Source organism: Rhodanobacter sp. G1 (assembly GCF_055397855.1).
On sequence record NZ_AP039674.1, the window covers coordinates 1,544,397 to 1,562,901 of the forward strand.

Annotated in this window: 18 protein-coding genes and 2 pseudogenes; 17 read left to right on the forward strand and 3 right to left on the reverse strand. The window is 69.7% G+C overall.

Going from position 1 to position 18,505, the window contains the following annotated elements; all coding sequences use genetic code 11:
- Window positions 1-11: 11 nt before the first annotated feature.
- Window positions 12-1,049, reverse strand: coding sequence for a dihydroorotase (gene pyrC, locus ACZ5Z2_RS06895; protein ID WP_464761212.1), 1,038 nt, complete (start codon window positions 1,047-1,049; stop codon window positions 12-14).
- A gap of 62 nt (window positions 1,050-1,111) precedes the next feature.
- Here pyrC and ACZ5Z2_RS06900 point away from each other — a divergent pair, with 62 nt between their 5' ends.
- From ACZ5Z2_RS06900 to ACZ5Z2_RS06920, 5 genes are all read left to right on the forward strand, one after another.
- Window positions 1,112-1,576: a helix-turn-helix transcriptional regulator gene (locus ACZ5Z2_RS06900; RefSeq protein ID WP_464761213.1), complete on the forward strand. Its 465-nt coding sequence runs from the start codon at window positions 1,112-1,114 to the stop codon at window positions 1,574-1,576.
- A 28-nt stretch (window positions 1,577-1,604) separates the two neighbouring features.
- Complete coding sequence (locus ACZ5Z2_RS06905) at window positions 1,605-2,015, forward strand: VOC family protein (protein WP_464761214.1); 411 nt, start codon at window positions 1,605-1,607, stop codon at window positions 2,013-2,015.
- A 22-nt stretch (window positions 2,016-2,037) separates the two neighbouring features.
- Complete coding sequence (locus ACZ5Z2_RS06910; RefSeq protein WP_464761215.1) at window positions 2,038-2,493, forward strand: iron chaperone; 456 nt, start codon at window positions 2,038-2,040, stop codon at window positions 2,491-2,493.
- A 54-nt stretch (window positions 2,494-2,547) separates the two neighbouring features.
- Window positions 2,548-4,143: a carboxylesterase/lipase family protein gene (locus ACZ5Z2_RS06915; protein ID WP_464761216.1), complete on the forward strand. Its 1,596-nt coding sequence runs from the start codon at window positions 2,548-2,550 to the stop codon at window positions 4,141-4,143.
- 507 nt (window positions 4,144-4,650) lie between these two features.
- Window positions 4,651-5,034 carry a hypothetical protein gene (locus tag ACZ5Z2_RS06920; RefSeq protein ID WP_464761217.1) on the forward strand — a complete coding sequence of 128 codons (384 nt, stop codon included), beginning with the start codon at window positions 4,651-4,653 and terminating at the stop codon, window positions 5,032-5,034.
- Between the two features lie 118 nt (window positions 5,035-5,152).
- Here the strand turns inward: ACZ5Z2_RS06920 and ACZ5Z2_RS06925 are convergent, their stop codons facing one another.
- Window positions 5,153-5,995 (reverse strand): class I SAM-dependent methyltransferase, encoded by an 843-nt coding sequence (locus ACZ5Z2_RS06925; RefSeq protein WP_464761218.1) that lies wholly within the window; start codon window positions 5,993-5,995, stop codon window positions 5,153-5,155.
- Window positions 5,996-6,138: 143 nt separating this feature from the next.
- Between ACZ5Z2_RS06925 and ACZ5Z2_RS06930 the strand changes: the two genes are divergently transcribed.
- The 12 genes and pseudogenes from ACZ5Z2_RS06930 (at window position 6,139) to ACZ5Z2_RS06985 (ending at window position 16,224) form a co-directional block, all read left to right on the forward strand.
- Window positions 6,139-6,546 carry a hypothetical protein gene (locus ACZ5Z2_RS06930; RefSeq protein ID WP_464761219.1) on the forward strand — a complete coding sequence of 136 codons (408 nt, stop codon included), beginning with the start codon at window positions 6,139-6,141 and terminating at the stop codon, window positions 6,544-6,546.
- A gap of 112 nt (window positions 6,547-6,658) precedes the next feature.
- Window positions 6,659-7,216 (forward strand): NADPH-dependent FMN reductase, encoded by a 558-nt coding sequence (locus tag ACZ5Z2_RS06935; RefSeq protein WP_464761220.1) that lies wholly within the window; start codon window positions 6,659-6,661, stop codon window positions 7,214-7,216.
- Window positions 7,217-7,359: 143 nt separating this feature from the next.
- A complete protein-coding gene (locus ACZ5Z2_RS06940; protein WP_464761221.1) occupies window positions 7,360-8,562 on the forward strand; it encodes a methyl-accepting chemotaxis protein in 1,203 nt (400 codons plus the stop codon).
- Between the two features lie 12 nt (window positions 8,563-8,574).
- Window positions 8,575-8,943, forward strand: coding sequence for a response regulator (locus ACZ5Z2_RS06945; protein WP_464761222.1), 369 nt, complete (start codon window positions 8,575-8,577; stop codon window positions 8,941-8,943).
- Between the two features lie 55 nt (window positions 8,944-8,998).
- Window positions 8,999-9,310 (forward strand): STAS domain-containing protein, encoded by a 312-nt coding sequence (locus ACZ5Z2_RS06950; protein ID WP_464761223.1) that lies wholly within the window; start codon window positions 8,999-9,001, stop codon window positions 9,308-9,310.
- Between the two features lies 1 nt (window position 9,311).
- Entirely contained in the window at window positions 9,312-11,492 is a 2,181-nt protein-coding gene (locus ACZ5Z2_RS06955; RefSeq protein WP_464761224.1) for a chemotaxis protein CheA, read from the forward strand.
- 53 nt (window positions 11,493-11,545) lie between these two features.
- Window positions 11,546-12,073 (forward strand): annotated as a pseudogene (locus tag ACZ5Z2_RS06960) (MCP four helix bundle domain-containing protein); the annotation flags it as partial.
- Between the two features lie 105 nt (window positions 12,074-12,178).
- Window positions 12,179-13,171, forward strand: a pseudogene (locus ACZ5Z2_RS06965) (methyl-accepting chemotaxis protein); the annotation flags it as partial.
- A gap of 9 nt (window positions 13,172-13,180) precedes the next feature.
- Window positions 13,181-13,741 carry a chemotaxis protein CheW gene (locus ACZ5Z2_RS06970; protein ID WP_464761225.1) on the forward strand — a complete coding sequence of 187 codons (561 nt, stop codon included), beginning with the start codon at window positions 13,181-13,183 and terminating at the stop codon, window positions 13,739-13,741.
- A 2-nt stretch (window positions 13,742-13,743) separates the two neighbouring features.
- Window positions 13,744-14,622, forward strand: coding sequence for a CheR family methyltransferase (locus ACZ5Z2_RS06975; protein WP_464761226.1), 879 nt, complete (start codon window positions 13,744-13,746; stop codon window positions 14,620-14,622).
- Complete coding sequence (locus ACZ5Z2_RS06980; RefSeq protein ID WP_464761227.1) at window positions 14,619-15,122, forward strand: chemotaxis protein CheD; 504 nt, start codon at window positions 14,619-14,621, stop codon at window positions 15,120-15,122. The genes ACZ5Z2_RS06975 and ACZ5Z2_RS06980 overlap by 4 nt, the downstream gene beginning before the upstream one ends.
- Window positions 15,123-15,150: 28 nt before the next feature.
- The gene (locus ACZ5Z2_RS06985) at window positions 15,151-16,224 is read left to right on the forward strand and encodes a protein-glutamate methylesterase/protein-glutamine glutaminase (protein ID WP_464761228.1); all 1,074 of its coding nucleotides are present in this window, start codon (window positions 15,151-15,153) and stop codon (window positions 16,222-16,224) included.
- 21 nt (window positions 16,225-16,245) lie between these two features.
- Here ACZ5Z2_RS06985 and ppk1 read toward each other — a convergent pair whose 3' ends face one another.
- On the reverse strand, window positions 16,246-18,402 hold the full coding sequence (gene ppk1 / locus ACZ5Z2_RS06990; protein WP_464761229.1) for a polyphosphate kinase 1: 2,157 nt from the start codon (window positions 18,400-18,402) through the stop codon (window positions 16,246-16,248).
- Window positions 18,403-18,505: the final 103 nt, after the last annotated feature.

The window sequence follows — 18,505 nt, forward strand, 5'->3', positions numbered from 1 at the left end:
GCGCGGATCGCTCAGGCCAGCGACCACGCCACCGCTTGCCCCGCGCGGAACGGCACGCAGCGGCTGTCGCCGAAGGGCAGGGCGTCGGGCACCGTCCACGGCTTGCGCTCCAGCACGATGGTGTCGGCATTGCGCGGCAGGCCGTAGAAGTCCGGGCCGTGGAAGCTGGCGAAGGCTTCGAGCCGATCCAGCCTGCCGGCCTGCTCGAACGCCTCGGCGTACAGCTCGATGGCGGCGTGCGCGGTATAGATGCCGGCGCAGCCGCAGGCCGCTTCCTTGGCTTCCTGCGCATGCGGCGCGCTGTCGGTGCCGAGGAAAAAATGCGGGTCGCCGCCGGTGGCGGCTTCCACCAGGGCTTCGCGGTGCGTCTCGCGCTTCAGTACCGGCAGGCAGTAGTGGTGCGGGCGGATGCCGCCCTCGAAGATCGCGTTGCGGTTGAGCAGCAGGTGGTGCGCGGTGATGGTGGCGCCGACGTGTGCCGGCGCCGCGCGCACGAATTCCGCCGCGGCGCGCGTGGTGATGTGTTCCAGCACCATGCGCAGTTGCGGAAAACGCTCGCGCAGCGGAACCAGGTGGCGGTCGATGAACACCTGCTCGCGGTCGAAGATGTCCACCGCCGGATCGGTGACCTCGCCGTGCATCAGCAGCGGCAGGCCGTGTTGCTCCATGGCTTCCAGCGCGGCCCGCACGTTCGCCAGGTCGCGCACGCCGGCCTGCGAGTTGGTGGTGGCGCCGGCGGGGTAGTACTTCACCGCGTGCACGATGCCGCTGGCCTTGGCGCGGGCGATCTCTTCCGGCGTGGTGGCCTCGGTGAGGTACAGCGTCATCAGCGGCTGGAAGCGCGTGTCCGTCGGCAGCGCGGCGAGGATGCGCGCGCGGTAGGCCTCGGCCTGCGCCAGCGTGGCCACCGGCGGCTTTAGGTTGGGCATCACGATGGCGCGGCCGAACTGCCGTGCGGTGTCCGCCGCCACCGAGCCCAGCGCCGCGCCGTCGCGCAGGTGCAGGTGCCAGTCGTCGGGACGGGCGATTTCGAGGCGCGTGGCGGTCATGGGTCGGCTCGGTGGGTGAATCGGGGGCGACATGGTATCGCGTGCATGGGATGATCGGGCCGATGAGCAGCAGACCGGCCCCGGCGCATCGCCTGCGCGACCTCGCCCTGTTGCGTCGCGTGCGCGACCGCATCGACCGCGAGTACGCGCAGCCGCTGGACGTGGAAGCGCTGGCGCGCGGAGCGCACATGTCGGCCGGGCACTTCAGCCGCCAGTTCAAGCTGGCCTTCGGCGAATCGCCCTACAGCTATCTGATGACGCGGCGCATCGAGCGCGCGATGGCGCTGCTGCGCCGTGGCGATGTCGGCGTCACCGAGGCCTGCTATGCGGTGGGTTGCGCCTCACTGGGCACCTTCGGCACGCGCTTTGCCGAACTGGTGGGCATGTCGCCCGGCGCCTACCGGCGCGAAGCGGCGCAGGCGACGGCGGGGCTGCCGTCCTGCGTGGCGCGGCAGGTGACGCGACCGGTCAGGACGCAACCGATCAGGAATGGAGAAGCGCCGGCCGATGCGCCCGGACTAGCATGACCGCTCCTTCCGCCACGAGCGCAACGCCATGGACATCAGCATCCACGCCAGCTTCCTCCCGCACGACGACCCGGACGCCTCGCTGGCGTTCTACCGCGACATGCTGGGCTTCGAGGTGCGCAACGACGTGGGCTACAACGGCATGCGCTGGATCACGGTGGGGCCGGCCGGCCAGCCCGGCACGTCCATCGTGCTGTATCCGCCGGCCGCCAGCCCCGGCGTCACCGACGGCGAGAAGCGCACCATCGCCGAGATGATGGCCAAGGGCACCTACGCAATGCTGTTGCTGGCCACCGCGGACCTCGATGCGGCGTTCGGGAAGATCCAGGCCAGCGGCGCCGAGATCGTCGAGGAGCCGACCATGCAGCCCTACGGCGTGCGCGATTGCGCCATCCGCGACCCGGCCGGCAACCTGCTGCGCGTGCAGGAACGGCGCTGACATGCCGACGAAGGAGATTCCGATGAGCTCCGCCGTAAAGAAAACCGCACGCAAGGTTGTCCCGAAGTTCAGCGCCGAGGAGCAGGCCGCGATGAAGGCCCGCGCCAGGGAGCTGAAGGCCGAGGCGCGCGCGAACAAGGGCCGGGAGGAAGGCGAGCGCGAGCTGCTCGCGGCCGTCGCCGCGCTGCAGGAGCCGGATCGCGCCATGGCGACGCGGCTGCACGCCATCGTCGCGGCCACCGCGCCTGCGCTCATGCCCAAGACCTGGTACGGCATGCCGGCCTATACGATGGACGACAAGATCGTCTGCTTCTTCAAGGCCGCGCAGAAATTCAAGACGCGTTATGCGACGCTGGGTTTCAGCGACAAGGCGAAGCTGGACGACGGCGCGATGTGGCCGACCGACTTCGCGATCAAGGCGCTCACCGCGGAAGTGGAGAAGCGCATCGTGGCGCTGCTGAAGAAAGCGGTGGGCTGAAGCGGCGCCAGCGGCTACGATCCCCTGCCTGTCCACCGACCGAGGTCGTCCGTCATGCGCAAGATCGTTCCGGGTTCGTGCTGTGCGTTGTTCGGCATCGCGTTGGCATTGTCCGCGCCGTGCGGCATGGCCGCGGAGGCGCGGCCGATGGCGAAAGTCGCCGACGGCATGCTGTCGGGCATCCACGACGCCAAGGCCGGCCTGGACGAGTTCAAGGGCATCCCCTACGCCGCGCCGCCGGTGGGCGCGCTGCGCTGGAAGCCGCCACAGCCGGCGGCTGCGTGGAGCGGCGTGCGCGCCGCCGATCGTTTCGGCCCGCGCTGCATGCAGCGGCCGCTGTACGGCGACATGGTGTTCCGCTCCAACGGCATGAGCGAGGACTGCCTCTACCTCAACGTGTGGACGCCCGCGCATCGTGAAAAAGGCAAGCTGCCGGTGCTGGTGTACTTCTACGGCGGCAGCATGCTGGCGGGCGATGGCTCGGAGCCGCGCTACGACGGCGCCAGCCTCGCGCGGCGCGGCATCGTCGCCGTCACGGTGAACTATCGCCTCGACGTGTTCGGCCTGCTCGCCTTGCCCGCGCTGGCCGCCGAATCGCCGCAGCACGCCGCCGGCAACTACACACTGCTCGACATGACGGCGGCGCTGCAGTGGGTGCGCGACAACATCGCCGCGTTCGGCGGCGATCCGGCGCAGGTCACCATCGGCGGCGAGTCGGCAGGCTCGATGGCGGTGTCGGCACTGATGGCCTCGCCGCTGTCGAAGGGGCTGATGCAGCGTGCGATCGGCGAGAGCGGCGCGGTGCTGGGCAACCTGAAACCGGAGCCGTTCGCGCTGGCCGAGCAGCGTGGCGAGAACTTCATGCGCAAGGTCGGCGCCAGCTCGCTGGCCGAGCTGCGCGCGATGCCGGCGGCCGACCTGCTGAAGGCGTTGGGCACGTCGGACAGCGACAGCTTCAACCCGACCATCGACGGCTATTTCCTGGCGCGCTCGCCGGAAGACATCTACGCCGCTGGCGAGCAGGCGCACATTCCCCTGCTGGTCGGCTCGAACTCGCAGGAGGGCTACTACGCGGGCTTGCTCGGCGAGCAGGCGCCCACGCCGGCCAACTACCGCGCCGCGGTGCAGAAGATGTTCGGTGCGGCGCACGGGGACGAGGCGCTCAAGCTGTATCCGGGCAAGGACGAGGCCGAGGTGAAGTCCTCCGGCACCGCGCTCTCCGGCGACCAGTTCATCGCGTTCTCCACCTGGCGCTGGATGGACGGGCAATACCGCAGCGGCAAGGCACCGGTCTATTACTACTACTTCGAGCAGCCGCGCCCGGCGACGCGCGACGGCAGCGCCGGCCCAGGCACCGGCGCGGTGCACAGCGGCGAGATCGAATACGCGCTGGGCAACCTGGCCGGCAACACCGTCTATGCGTGGACGGCCACCGACCGCCGCGTCTCCGCCACGATGGAAGGCTACTGGGCCAACTTCATCAAGAGCGGCGACCCCAATGGCGAGGGCCTGCCGCACTGGCCCGCGGTAGCCGCGAAGGATGGCGGCCTGCTGCGCCAGGTGATCGGCGCGGACACGCACTCCGTGGTCGACCACAACGCGGCGCGCTACGAGTTCCTGCAGCGCGTGGAGCCCGACGCGCACCTGTGACGCGGGGCTTCCCGTGCTCGGCACGGGTATGCCGGCAGTGCTGAAGGCGGGCTCCCAGCCGTGCCGTCGCGGCCGTCGCCGATCGTGCTATGTTTTTCGGGAATCGCGGTTGCCGGGCGTTTTCCCCGTCTCAACACACTACTGTCCGGAATAATTTTGAACATTCGTGGCTGCGATCTTTCTCGTCATTCCGGCGCAGGCCGGACAAGCGCGAAGCGCGCAGAACGCCCGCAGGGCGGCCCCGAAGGGGCGAGCGAAGCGAGTCATCCAGTGGCCGTGCGGCCTGAGCGAACATGGTCGCTACTGGATCCCGGCCTTCGCCGGGATGACAGTCTGGATAGGTGGTCGTTATCGGAAATGAAGTCGCCTTCTCGCCATGCTTCGTGCAAGCGGCGCGGGCCTTCATCCTTCGACACCATCCCAAGATTATTCCGAACAGCAGTGCGTCTCAACAGGGGTTTGTGGCATCGCGCATGCCAGCGCCGCGCAATGTGGGGGGAATCGTGCATGGGACACGAGAAGTCACGTTCGGATTTTCCGATCGGCGCGGTCGACTGGAGCGACCCGCTGCTGAGTTCGCTGCTGGAGAAGGCCGACGGCTGGCGCATGCACAGCCGCAGCGACCTGCCACCCAGCTCGGTCTGGATCCAGGTCGGTTGCAGCTGGCAGGCCAACACGGCCGGCCGGCCCGCATTGCTGGCGCCCGGTGACGACGGCACGATGCTGCTGATCACGCGCTTCCCCTTGCCCGAAGGCGAGGACGTGCGGGTCGACAGCCAGTCGGATGCCGGCCCGCAGACGCGCTGGGGCGTGGTGGTCGAGGCGCGCGAAGGCCGGCGCAGCGAGGACGGCGAGCACATCCTGCACGTGAGCCGGCTGCGCCCGCGTTGAGCCGTGCCGGTTGGCGCCACGGGTGGTGATCGCGGCCTGGGCGGCTGCGCGAAGCCCGGTGTACACCGCGCTATTCCGCACCGCGTCGGCCAGATGCTCCATCCTTGTGGACTCGCGCCTACCGGCGCTCTGCCAACACCCCGTCCAGCGCAAGCTGCGCCTTGAACCCGGCCTGCTCCAGCCGCTTCGCCACCTCGCGCGGCACGTCGCGGCCGCTGGTGAGTTTGTTGGGGCTGCCGGTGTAGTGGAACAGCCGGCCGCCACGGCGCAGCACGCGCGCCAGTTCGCGGTAGAACGCCAGCGAATACAGCTCGCCGGCGATGCCGAAGCGCGGCGGGTCGTGCAGCAGCGCATCCGCCGAGGCGTCGGCCACCTGCGCGATGGCCTGCGACACGTCGGCCTGCGCGAGGGCCAGGCGGCCGCCACTTGCCGGCGCCCCGGGGTCGGGCGACCACGGGTTGAGCGTGCGCAACCACAGCACGTCGGGGTTCTTCTCGAAGGAATGGATGCGCGCCGCGCCGGCTTCGAGGCAGCAGGCGGCGAAGTAGCCCAGGCCGCCGCAGGTATCCAGCACCGCCTTGCCGCGCGGTTCGATCAGCGCCACCTTGCGCCGCGCGTCGTCCAGCGGCGATTCCTTCGAGGTGGGCAGCATCTTGATGCCGTCGATCTCGAAGGTGGGCACGTCCCATTCGGTGGGCACCAGCTTGATCAGCGAGCCGGAGAAGCGCGCCACCGCGGCGAACGCTTCGCCATCCCAGTAGTGGATGGCGCGCTCCTTCGGCGCGGCGGGCCACGGGTAGTTTTCGCCGCGCCATCGCCAGCCGTCCGCATGCAGCGACGCGACGCCGGTGCTGCGGCCCAGATCCAGCGAGCCATGCCACTCGGCCGCGCCGGCATCGCGCGCGGCGAGCAGCGCGAGGGCGCTGGCGCGGGTGAGCAGGGGGCCGGTGTAGTGCGGCACGGCGGGCGATCCATGGTGGACGGGCGCGCATCGTAGCGCAGGCGCCGCGATTGCCGGCACCTGGGTTCTTTCCGCTTTCCTCACAGTGGCCGCGCCATAGTCGGCGGATTGCGGCGCGTGCCGCGACGTTCGGGAGTCGTGCCATGACGAAACATTCCACGCATGCCTTGCCGGCCCTGCTGCTGGCGCTCGCCCTGCCGATGGCGGCGCAGGCGGCCGCTGCGAACGGTGCAGCCTCGAAGCAGATCGCGACGGCCGCCGCCCATGCCGGCATGGCGATGGGGGCGGCCGACCTGGCGACGGCGCATGCGCATCTGCATCACGTCGTGAACTGCCTGGTCGGGCCGTCGGGCAAGGGTTTCGACGCCAAGGCGGAGAACCCATGCAAGGGCATGGGGCACGGCGCCATCGTTGACGCCAAGGGCGATGTCGCGACCGTGGATCGCCTGAATGCGGCGCTGGGGCAGGCCGAGCATGGCCTGAAGGAAACCGCGCTGGACGCCGTCCATGCCGACGCGAAGCAGGTGATGGAAACCCTGCAGGCGAAATAGCCTTGTTGCCGTGCGCGCGCCGGTTCCGCGCGCGCCGGCCTGATTGCGCCGCGCGCGCCATGGGCACGATGCCCCGCCGCGAACTTCCTTATCCCCGGTGGAGCATCCGAGCATGGGCACGATCAAGGTGGCGGTACTGGTGGGCAGCCTGCGCAAGGCGTCGATCAACCGGCGGCTGGCGAAGGCGGTGGAGCGGCTGGCGCCGCAGGATTTCGTTTTCGAGCATGTGCGCCTCGACGACCTGCCGCTGTACAACCAGGACTTCGACGCCGACTACCCGGCCGAGGCGAAACGCCTGAAGCGGCAGATCGAATCCGCCGACGCGCTGCTGTTCGTCACCCCCGAATACAACCGCGGCGTGCCCGGGGTGCTGAAGAACGCCATCGACCTCGCCTCGCGGCCCTGGGGCACCAATTCCTTCGCCGGCAAGCCGGGCGCGGTGATCGGCGCCTCCATCGGCGCGATCGGCAGCGCGCTGGCGCAGCAGCACCTGCGCAACTCGCTGGTGTTCCTCGACGTGGCGACGCTGGCGCAGCCCGAGGTGTTCGTGCAGTTCAGGGACGATGGCCCGGTCGATTCGGACGGCCAAATCACCAACGGGGACACGCGGAAATTCCTGCAGGCCTTCATGGATCGCTACGTGGCCTGGGTTCGCAAGAATTTGCGTTAAAGCTGCTTGCCGGTTTGCCGTTATGGCTTCGTGCCCATGGGGCAGGCGCGCAGGGCCGGAATCGCACGGCAGGCGCCGCAACCACGGGCCAGACGCATCGATGCAAAGACGTCTGCGACAGTAGCCAGGGGGCATCCGAGAGCATGGGAAACCGCATCAAGGACAAGCTCGTCGCGCTTTGGGCGAGGTTTCTGCCGTTCTATCGCCGGCGCCTCGACCGTTACGCGCCATGGGCAGTGGCGGGGCTGGCGCTGTTGCTGCCGCTGACGCGCGGGCTTTCGTGGGCGGCCTTCGGCGCCATGTTGCTGGTGGTGGCCAGTTTCGCCGCGGGCGGCGTGATCGCCTGGCGCAACGCGCCCGCGGCGATACGGCAAGGGCATCGCCGCGAGGTGGAAACGTTCTTCAGCGGGCTGGACGGCGTGGAGCGGGAGATCACCTCGATCTGGGCGCGCCAGGTGGAAAGCGTGCGCGGCGATTGCGAGCAGGCCATCGTGGAACTTTCCGGCCGCTTCTCCGGCATCGTGGACAAGCTGGGCGAGGCGGTGGACGCGTCGAACCAGTCCGCGCAGTCGGCGGACGGCGCCGAGGGGCTGGCCGGCATGTTCGCGCGCAGCGAGGCCAGCCTGCGCGAAGTCACCGGCTCGCTGCGCGCCGCGCACGGCCGCGGCAACGAGATGCTGGGCGGCGTGGGCAACCTGGCGCAGTTCGTCGAGCGCCTGCGCGAGATGTCCGAGTCCGTCGCCAGCATCGCCCACCAGACCAACCTGCTGGCGCTCAACGCCACCATCGAGGCGGCGCACGCGGGCGAGGCCGGGCGCGGCTTCGCCGTGGTGGCCAACGAGGTGCGCAAGCTCTCCGCCATCTCCGGCGAAACCGGCCGCGAGATGGGCAAGCAGGTGACCGCCATCAACGACGCCATCCATGCCGCGATCGCGGCGGCGGATTCCTTCGCGCAGCAGGATGCGGCCTCGGTGGGCGTGGCCGAGGCGGCCATCGACCGCGTGCTCGACGATTTCCGCCGCGCCACCGGCAACCTGTCCGGCGCGGCCGACCGCCTGCGCCGCACCGGCGTGGACATCCGCGGCGAAGTGGCCGAGGCGCTGGTGTTGCTGCAGTTCCAGGATCGTACCGGCCAGATCCTGAGCCACGTGCGCGACAACATCCGCGCGTTCCCCGCCTGCCTTGCGCGCAGCGAACAGGCCTGGCGCGAGCAGGGCCGGCTGGCCGCCATCGACTGGTCGCAACTGCGCGACGAACTGGAGCGCTCCTACGCCACGCGCCAGGAACACCACAACCACGAAACCGGCAGGCCGGTCGACGCCGGCGACGACATCACTTTCTTCTAGGAGCAGGGCGGCATGCCACGGACCATTCTCATCGTCGACGATTCCGCTTCGCTGCGGCAGGTGGTGGCCATCGCACTGAAGAGCGACGGCTACGACGTGATCGAAGCCTGCGACGGCCTGGACGCGCTGGCGCAACTGGACGGACGCAAGGTGCACCTCATCATCAGCGACGTGAACATGCCCAACATGGACGGGCTCACCTTCGTGCGCACGGTGAAGCAGCAGCCGGAGTACCGCTTCGCGCCGGTGATCATGCTCACCACCGAATTCACCGAACAGAAGAAGCAGGAGGGCCAGGCGGCCGGCGCCAAGGCCTGGATCGTCAAGCCGTTCAAGCCGGACGTGCTGCTGGGAGCGGTGCGCAAGCTCTGTCCAGCATAGGCGTATCGGGCGGCGGGTGGGCGTGGCGTGGTGCACGGGATCGTGGAGGGAACGCATGTCAGTGGTCTGCATCGAAGGCGAAATGAGCGTTTACCGGGCCGCCGAGCTGAAGCCGGCGCTGCTTGAGCCGGCCATGCTTGAGCCGACCTTGGGCGGCGGCGTGCTGGAGCTGGATCTTTCGGCGGTGACCGAGATCGACAGCACGGGCCTGCAGCTGCTGCTGTTGGCGCGGCGCGAGGCGCTGGCGCGGCAGGGCGGGTTGCGCGTGGTGGCGCAAAGCCCCGCCATCGCCGAGATGCTTGCGCTGCTGCAACTGGACGAACGCCTCGACGCACGCGAGTGCGCCGACACCGGGGAGGCCGGCTGACATGGATCTGGATCAGGCGTTGCAGACCTTCATCGCCGAAAGCCGCGAATTGCTGGAGGACATGGAGGCCGCCCTGCTCGCGGTGGGGCAGGCCGACGAAAAGTCCGAGGCGGTCAACGCGATCTTTCGCGCCGCCCACACCATCAAGGGTTCGTCGGGGCTGTTCGGGCTGGACGACATCGTGGCCTTCACCCACGTGGCGGAAAGCGTGCTGGATCGCGTGCGCAACGGCGAGCTGCCGCTGGACGACGAACTGGTGGCGCTGCTGCTGGCCTGCCGCGACCACATTGGCGCGCTGGTCGACGCGGCGGCGGGCGATGCCGGCGCGGCGGCCGGCGAACAGGGCACGGCGCTGGTCGCCCGCCTGAGCGGCTATCTCGATGCCGAGCCGGAGGCGCTGGCGGACGTGGCCGAAGCGGACGCGGACGGCATGGCCGAAGCGGCCGACGGCGCGGTGTCGAGCCGCGACCTGTGGCACCTGTCATTGCGTTTCGGCCCCAACGTGCTGCGCGACGGCATGGATCCGCTCGCCTTCCTGCGCTACCTCGGGCGGATCGGCCGCATCGCGGGCATCGCCATCCTCTCCGACGCCATGCCGGACGCCGAGGCGATGGATCCGGAAACCTGCTACCTGGGCTTCGAGATCGCCTTCGCCAGCGACGCCGACAAGGCCGCCATCGAAGGCGTGTTCGAGTTCGTGCGCGACGACCTGGAGCTGCGCATCTTGCCGCCGCACAGCCGCATCTCCGAATACCTGCGGCTGATCCGCGAGCTGCCCGACGACCCCGTGCAACTGGGCGAGATGCTGGTGCGCTGCGGCTCGGTGACCGCGGCGGAACTCGACGCCGCGCTGGACGCGCAAACGGTGCAGATGGCGCAGGCGCCGCAGGTGGCGCAGCGGGCGCTGGGCGCCATCCTGCTGGAACAGGGCGCGGCGGTGGCGCCGGTGGTGGAGGCCGCGCTGGCGCGGCAGAAGCAGGCCAGCGACCAGCGCGCCGAGAACCGCTCCATCCGCATCGACGCCGACAAGCTCGACCTGCTCATCAACCAGGTCGGCGAGCTGATCGTGGCCGGCGCCGGCATCGGCCTGGTGGCGCAGCGCGTGCGCGACGACGAACTGAAGGAGCGCGCCTTCCTGCTCGCCAGCCTGGTGGAGGCGGTGCGCGACAGCGCGCTGCAACTGCGCATGGTGCGCATCGGCACCACCTTCAGCCGCTTCCAGCGCGTGGTGCACGACACCGCGCGCGAGATCGGCAAGGACATCCGGCTGGAAACCTCGGGCGGCGACACCGAGCTGGACAAGACCGTGGTGGAGAAGATCGCCGACCCGCTCACCCATCTGGTGCGCAATGCCATCGACCACGGCATCGAATCGGCCGAGCAGCGCGCCGCCCGTGGCAAGCCCGCGCAGGGCGCGGTGGGGCTGAACGCCTACCACGACTCCGGCTCCATCGTGATCGAGGTGAGCGACGACGGCGGCGGCCTCAAGCGCGAGCGCATCCTGGCCAAGGCCGTCGAGCGCGGCCTGGTGGACGCCGATGCGCAGCTGAGCGACCAGGAGATCCTGAACCTGGTGTTCGAGCCCGGCTTCTCCACCGCCGAGGCCATCACCAACCTGTCCGGGCGCGGCGTGGGCATGGACGTGGTCAAGCGCAACATCGCCGAGCTGCGCGGCAGCGTGGGCATCGCCAGCGAGGAGGGCGTGGGCACCACGGTCACGGTGCGCCTGCCGCTCACGCTGGCGATCATCGACGGCTTCCAGGTCGGCGTGGGCGACACTGCCTTCGTGGTGCCGCTGGACATGATCGAGGAATGCGTGGAACTGGTCGCCGAGCCGGGCCACGACTACGCCAACCTGCGCGGCCGCGTGCTGCCCTTCATCCGCCTGCGCGAGCTGTTCGGCGTCGCCGGCGAGCCGCCGCGGCGCGAGAACATCGTGGTGCTCAAGCACGCGGGGCAGATGGCCGGGCTGGTGGTCGACGCCCTGGTAGGCGAAATCCAGTCCGTGATCAAGCCCATGAATCGCCTGTTCGGCGCGGTGCGCTGCGTCAGCGGCTCCAGCATCCTGGGCAGCGGCGAAGTGGCGCTGATCCTCGACGTGCCCGCGCTGGTGCAGCAGGCCGTGCGGCGGGGCGCTCCATCCATTGCAAGCCGGCCGGCGGGCATCGCGGCCGCGAACTGAATCCAGACATCCATCGCCATGCGGGCAGGGGAGAACGAACCATGTTGAAGAACATGAAAATCGGTGTACGGCTAGGTATCGGCTTCGGCATCCTGGTCGTGCTGATCGGCGCCATCGCCTGGCTCGGCATCACGCGGCTGGAGCGCGTCGACCAGCAACTGGACATCATCGTGCACAACCGCTACGCCAAGGTGGTGCTGATCGACGACATCGAGAGCAACGACGACGCCATCCTCACCGCCATCCACAACAGCCTGCTGACCAGCGATCCCGCGCGCCAGCAGGAGGAAGCGGGCCGCCTCGCGCAATCCCGCCAGGTCATCGCCAGCGAAAGCGACAAGCTCGGCAAGATGCTGGACGACGACAAGAACATCGCCCTCTTCAAGGACGTGCAGGCCAGCTACGCCAAGTTCGGCGAGGCCGGCGACCGCGTGCTGGCCTCGGTGCAGGGCGGCAAGAAGGACGAGGCGACCCAGTTGCTGTTCAGCAGCCTCGATCCCGCGTTCCGCGCGGCGCAGGCCAGCATGCAGAGCCTGGACGACAGCCAGAGCCATGCGATGGACGCGACCGCCGAACAGGCCAAGCAGGAGTACGAATCCGCGCGCAGCCTGATGCTGGGCCTGTCCCTGGCCGCGCTGGTGGTGGCGCTGCTCGCCGCCGCGGTGGTGACGCTGGGCATCGTGCGGCCGCTGCGGGTGGCGGTGGATGCCGCCGACCGGCTGGCGCAGGGCGACCTGGCCGTGCGCATCAGCGCCACCGGCAAGGACGAGACCGGGCAGTTGCTGCAGGCGATGCACAACATGATCGGCAAGCTCGCGCAGATCGTGGCCGAGGTGAACGGCAGCGCCGAGGCGCTGGCCAGCGCCTCGGAGGAGGTCAGCACCACGGCGCAGTCGCTGGCGCAGTCCGCCAGCGAACAGGCGGCCGGCGTGGAGGAGACCAGTGCCTCCATCGAGGAGATGAACGCCTCGATCTCGCAGAACACCGACAACGCCAAGGTCACCGACGGCATGGCCAGCAAGGCCGCCGACGACGCCGCCACCGGCGGCGAATCGGTGGACGCCACGGTGATCGCGATGCGCGACATCGCCAGGAAGATCGGCATCATCGACGACATCGCCTACCAGACCAACCTGCTGGCGCTGAACGCCGCCATCGAGGCCGCGCGCGCCGGCGAGCACGGCAAGGGCTTCGCGGTGGTGGCCACCGAAGTGCGCAAGCTGGCGGAGCGCAGCCAGGTGGCGGCGCTGGAAATCAGCGAGCTGGCCTCCGGCAGCGTGGCGGTGGCGGAGAAGGCCGGCAAGCTGCTCGGCGAGATCGTGCCCAGCATCCGCAAGACCTCGGATCTGGTGCAGGAGATCGCCGCCGCCTCGGTCGAGCAGACCGCCGGCGTGGGTCAGATCAACCAGGCCATGAACCAGCTGAGCCAGGCCACCCAGCAGAACGCGTCCAGCTCGGAGGAACTCGCCGCCACCGCCGAGGAGATGAGCGGGCAGGCCGAGCACCTGCAGCAGCTGATGGCGTTCTTCAAGCTCGACGAAAATTCGGCGGGTGCGCCGCCGCTGGTGCGCCGGCCGGCCGCCGCCGTGCGCCGGAACGTGGTGCGTGCCGCGCCCAGGGCCAGCCGCGACCTGGTGCTGGCCGGCGAGCCCGACGAATCCAATTTCGCCCGGTATTGAGGTGGCGCCATGAACGCAGCAATCCGAACCGACCGGCGCCCGGACGCCGCCGCGACGGAAGCGCCCGGCGCGGACGAGTCGGCGCAGTACCTCACCTTCCAGGTCGGCAGCGAGTCCTTCGCCATCGCCATCCTCGGCATCAAGGAGATCATCGAGTACGCCGGGCTGACCGAAGTGCCGCTGATGCCGGAGTGCATCCGCGGCGTCATCAACGTGCGCGGCTCGGTGGTGCCGGTGCTCGACCTGTCCGCGCGCTTCGGCCGCAAGGTGGCCGCGATCACCCGGCGCACCTGCATCGTGATCGTCGAGGTGGAGTCCGCCGGCGAGCGGCACGACATGGGCGTCATCGTCGACGCAGTGAACGCGGTGCTGGAGATCCCGCTGTCGCAGATCGAGCCGCCGCCCGCGTTCGGCGCCAAGATCCGCACCGACTTCATCGCCGGCATGGGCAAGGTCGACGGCCGCTTCGTGATACTGCTGAACATCGACCAGGTACTTTCCGCCGACGAGATCGGCGAGATGGCGCGGATGGGCGGGGGCGCTGAGGCGGCCGAAGCGGAGGCCGGCTGAGCGTGGCGCGCGCATCCATGCCGGCGTCGCCGGACGTGCGGGGCAGGTCGACGTCGCCCGCGGCGGATGCCGCGCCGGGCACGGTCATCACGGATCGGGAGTTCGCGCGCTTCCAGCGCTTCATCCTCGATGCCGCCGGCATCGCACTTTCGCCGGCCAAGAAGGCGCTGGTCTGCGGTCGCCTCGCCAAGCGGCTCAAGCTGCACGGGCTGGACAGCTACGAGGCGTATTTCCGCCTGCTCAGCGACGGCACGGCGCCCGAGGAAACCCAGGTCGCCATCGACCTGCTGACCACCAACGAAACCTACTTCTTCCGCGAGCCCAGGCATTTCGAGCTGCTGCGCCAGCTGATCGCGGACGCGCAGCGGCGTACCGACAGCTTCCGCGTGTGGAGCGCGGCCAGCTCCAGCGGCGAGGAGGCCTACAGCATCGCCATGACCCTGGCCGATTGCCTGGGCGACGCGCCGTGGGAGGTGGTGGGCTCGGACATCAGCGTGCGCATGCTGGAGCACGCGCGCCGCGGCCACTACGTGCTGGAGCGCTGCCGCAACATCCCGCACGATTTCCTCAAGCGCTATTGCCTGCGCGGCATCGGTGAGCAGCAGGGCACCCTGCTGGTGGATCGCGTGCTGCGCAACCGGGTGCGCTTCGTGCAGGCCAACCTCATCGCGCAGCTGCCTTCGCTGGGCAGCTTCGACGCGATCTTCCTGCGCAACGTGATGATCTATTTCGACAAGGAAACCAAGCGCCAGGTGGTGGGCCGCGTGCTGCCCCTGCTCAAGCCGGGCGGGCATTTCTACATCGGCCACGCGGAAAGCCTCAACGACATCGCCGACGGCCTGCGCCCGCTCGCGCCGTCGTCGTACCGCAAGCCACGATGACGACAAGCGCGCACAAGGCCGAGATCTTCCTCAAGCCGGGCGACTGGTTCGTCGGGGACGCCGGCTGCAGGGTGCGCACCGTGCTGGGCTCCTGCATCTCCATCGTGCTGTGGCATCCGGCGGCGCGCGTGGGTGCGATGTCGCATTGCCTGCTGGCGCGGCGCGGCGAGGGCATGCGGGGCGAGGCCGACGGCCGCTACTGCGACGAGGCGCTGGCGCTGATGCTCGACGGCCTGGGCATGGCCGGCGTACCCCTCGCCGGCTGCCAGGCCAAGCTGTTCGGCGGCGGCAACATGTTTCCGGGACAGGTCATCGCCGGCGTGTCGGAGATCGGCCGCAGCAACGGGGAGGCCGCGCGCGCGCTGCTGCACGGGCGGCACATACCCATCGTCGCCGAATCGCTGTTCGGCGTCGGCCATCGCATGATCGTGTTCGACGTGGACAGCGGCGACGTCTGGTCGCGGCAGGTCGATCCGGGCGCGGGGGAATCGTGGGCATGATTCCCGCGCTGGCGCATCGAGGCATTGCATGAAACGAACCAGGCTGCTGATCGTCGACGATTCCGCCGTGGTGCGGCAGGTGGTGGCGGCCATGCTGGCCGCCCAGCCGGACATCGAGGTGCTGGGCGCGGTGGCCGATCCGCTGCTGGCGATGGAGCGCATGAAGAAGCAGTGGCCGGACGTGATCGTGCTGGACGTGGAGATGCCGCGGATGGACGGCATCACCTTCCTGCGCAAGCTGATGGCCGAGCGGCCCACGCCGGTGGTGATCTGCTCCACGCTCACCGAAAAGGGCACGCAGACCACGATGGAGGCGCTCGCCGCCGGCGCCTGCGCCATCGTCGCCAAGCCCAAGCTGGGGCTGAAGAAGTTCCTGCTGGATTCGTCCGACGACCTCGTTGCGGCGGTGCGTTCGGCGGCCTGCGCCAACGTCGGGCGGCTGGCGCGGCGCGCGGCGGCGCCGCCGGTCGTCGAGAAGCTCACCGCCGACGCGATCCTGCCGCCCGACGTTGGCGGCGCGATGGTGCGCACCACCGAGCGCGTGGTGGCGCTGGGCACCTCCACCGGCGGCACCCAGGCGCTGGAAGAGGTGCTGACCGCGCTGCCGCGCGTGTCGCCCGGCATCGTGATCGTGCAGCACATGCCGGAGAAGTTCACCGCGGCGTTCGCCGCGCGGCTGGACGGCCTGTGCCACATCGACGTGCGCGAGGCGCGCAACCACGACCGCGTGGTGCCGGGCTGCGCGCTGATCGCCCCCGGCGGCCGGCACATGCTGCTGCGGCGCGTGGGCGCGCAGTACCACGTCGAGGTGGTCGACGGCCCGCTGGTGAACCGGCACCGGCCGTCGGTGGACGTGCTGTTCCGCTCGGTGGCGAAATGCGCCGGCGCCAACGCGCTGGGCGTCATCATGACCGGCATGGGCGACGACGGCGCGGCGGGCCTGCTGGAAATGCGCAAGGCCGGCGCGCGCACCATCGCGCAGGACGAGGCGAGCTGCGTGGTCTACGGCATGCCCAAGGAGGCGGTGGCGCGCGGCGCCGCAGAGCGCATCCTGCCGCTGGGCGCGCTGGCGCGCGAGATCGCCCTGCAGGCGCGCGGCTGAGCGCGGCTTTTCCGCAGGAGCCTAGGCGGGGGCGCCGCAGAACTTTTCCAGCAGCTGCGCCTGCGCGTCGCGCACCGCCTCGCCGGCGGCGCGCGCCACCGGGCGATAGCTGCCGTCGGCCTGCAGCTCGGCCGCGCCGCTGTTGTCGTCGAGGTAGAGCTGCAGCGCGGCGTGGATGCGCTGCTGCAGCTTGCGGCTTTCGACCGGGAAGGCGCACTCCACGCGCCGATCCAGGTTGCGCTCCATCAGGTCGGCGCTGGAGAGGTACAGCACCGGCTCGCCGTCGTTGGCGAACCAGTAGGCGCGGCTGTGCTCCAGGAAGCGGCCGATCACCGAGCGCACGCGGATGTGCTCCGACACGCCGGGCACGCCCGGCCGCAGGCAGCACATGCCGCGCACGATCAGGTCGATGCGCACGCCGGCGATGCTGGCCTGGTACAGCGCGCGGATCATCCTGGGATCGGTGAGCGCGTTGACCTTGATGAGGATGCGCGCGTCCTTGCCTGCCGCGGCGTGCGCGGCCTCCCGCGCGATCAGGTCGAGCAGGCCCTGCTTCAGCGTGAACGGCGCCTGCAGCAGCTTCTTCATGCGCAGCGCCTTGCCCATGCCGGTGAGCTGGCTGAAGAGCTTGTGCACGTCCTCGCACAGCGCCTCGTCGGAGGTGAGCAGGCTGTAGTCGGTGTACAGCCGCGCGTTGCCGGTGTGGTAGTTGCCGGTGCCCATGTGCGCGTAGCGCACCAGCTCGCTGCCCTCGCGGCGCTGGATCAGCATCAGCTTGGCGTGCGTCTTGATGCCCACCACGCCGTAGATCACCATCGCGCCGGCCTGTTGCAGGCGCGAGGCGAGCGAGAGGTTGGACTCCTCGTCGAAGCGCGCGCGCAGCTCCACCACCGCGGTCACCTCCTTGCCCGCGCGCGCCGCGTCCACCAGCGCGTCGACGAGTTCCGAGTCCGCGCCGGTGCGGTACAGCGTCTGCTTGATCGACAGCACCTGCGGATCCTTCGCGGCCTGGCGCAGCAGATCCACCACCGGCGTGAAGGATTCGTACGGATGCAGCAGCAGCACGTCGTGCTTCGCGACCACCGCGAACAGGTCGTCGGCGTGCTTCAGCGCCTTCGGCAGCGCCGGCACGAAGGGCGGGTACTGCAGCGCCGGGTAATTCACCTTGCTGGCGATGCGGAACAGCCGCGCCAGGTTCACCGGGCCGTTCACCTCGTACAGCTCCGACTCGGCGAGGCCGAACTGCCTGAGCAGGTGCGCGCTGAGTTCCTTGGGGCAGTTGTCCGCCACCTCCAGCCGCACCGCGCTGCCGAAGCGGCGGGAATACAGCTCGCCGCGCAGCGCCAGCGCAAGGTCTTCCACGTCTTCGGGGTCGAGCGCGAGGTCGGCGTTGCGGGTGAGGCGGAACTGATAGGAGCCCAGCACCTCCATGCCGGGGAACAGCTCCTCGGCGTGCGCGTGGATGATGGAGGACAGCAGCACGTAGCAGTCGCCGTGCTCGGCGATGTCGTCGGGCATCTGGATCAGCCTCGGCAGCACGCGTGGCGCCGGCACCACGGCGAGGCCGGAGTCGCGGCCGAACGCATCCACGCCGTCCAGCTGCACGATGAAGTTGAGGCTCTTGTTGACCAGCAGCGGGAACGGGTGGGTGGGATCCAGCCCGATCGGCGTCACCAGCGGCGCCACCTCCGTGCGGAAATAGCGGCGCACCCACTGCTTCTGCTTCTGCGTCCACTCGTCGCGTCGCGCGATGCGGATGCCGTGCGCAGCCAGCTCGGGCAGGATGCGCCCGTTGAGGATCGCGTACTGCCGCTCGACCTGCTGATGCGCGATCGCGCCGATCTCGGTCAGCGCCTGGCGCGGCGTCATGCCGTCGGCGCCGGGCACTTCACGTTCCAGCGCGATCTGGCCCTTCAGCCCGGCCACGCGGATCTCGAAGAACTCGTCCATGTTGCGCGAGAAGATCAGCAGGAACTTCAGCCGCTCCAGCAGCGGCGTGTGCTCGTCCAGCGCCTGGTCGAGCACGCGCGTGTTGAAGGCCAACTGCGACAGCTCGCGGTTGAGGTACAGCCGGCGCTCGCCGAGGTCAGGCGCCGGTGCGGCAGCGGCAGTGGCGTCGTTGGCCGCCGCGGTGTCCGCGGCGGGGAGCGAGGGTTTGCGGGGGGCGCGTGAACTCATCGGGCGGTATCCGTGGGGCGCATGCCGCGCGCCATCCGTGCAGGCATGGTAACCCTTCGCGGTTCATGCGCTTCGTGCATGGTCGCGTCGACTGTGCAGGCGG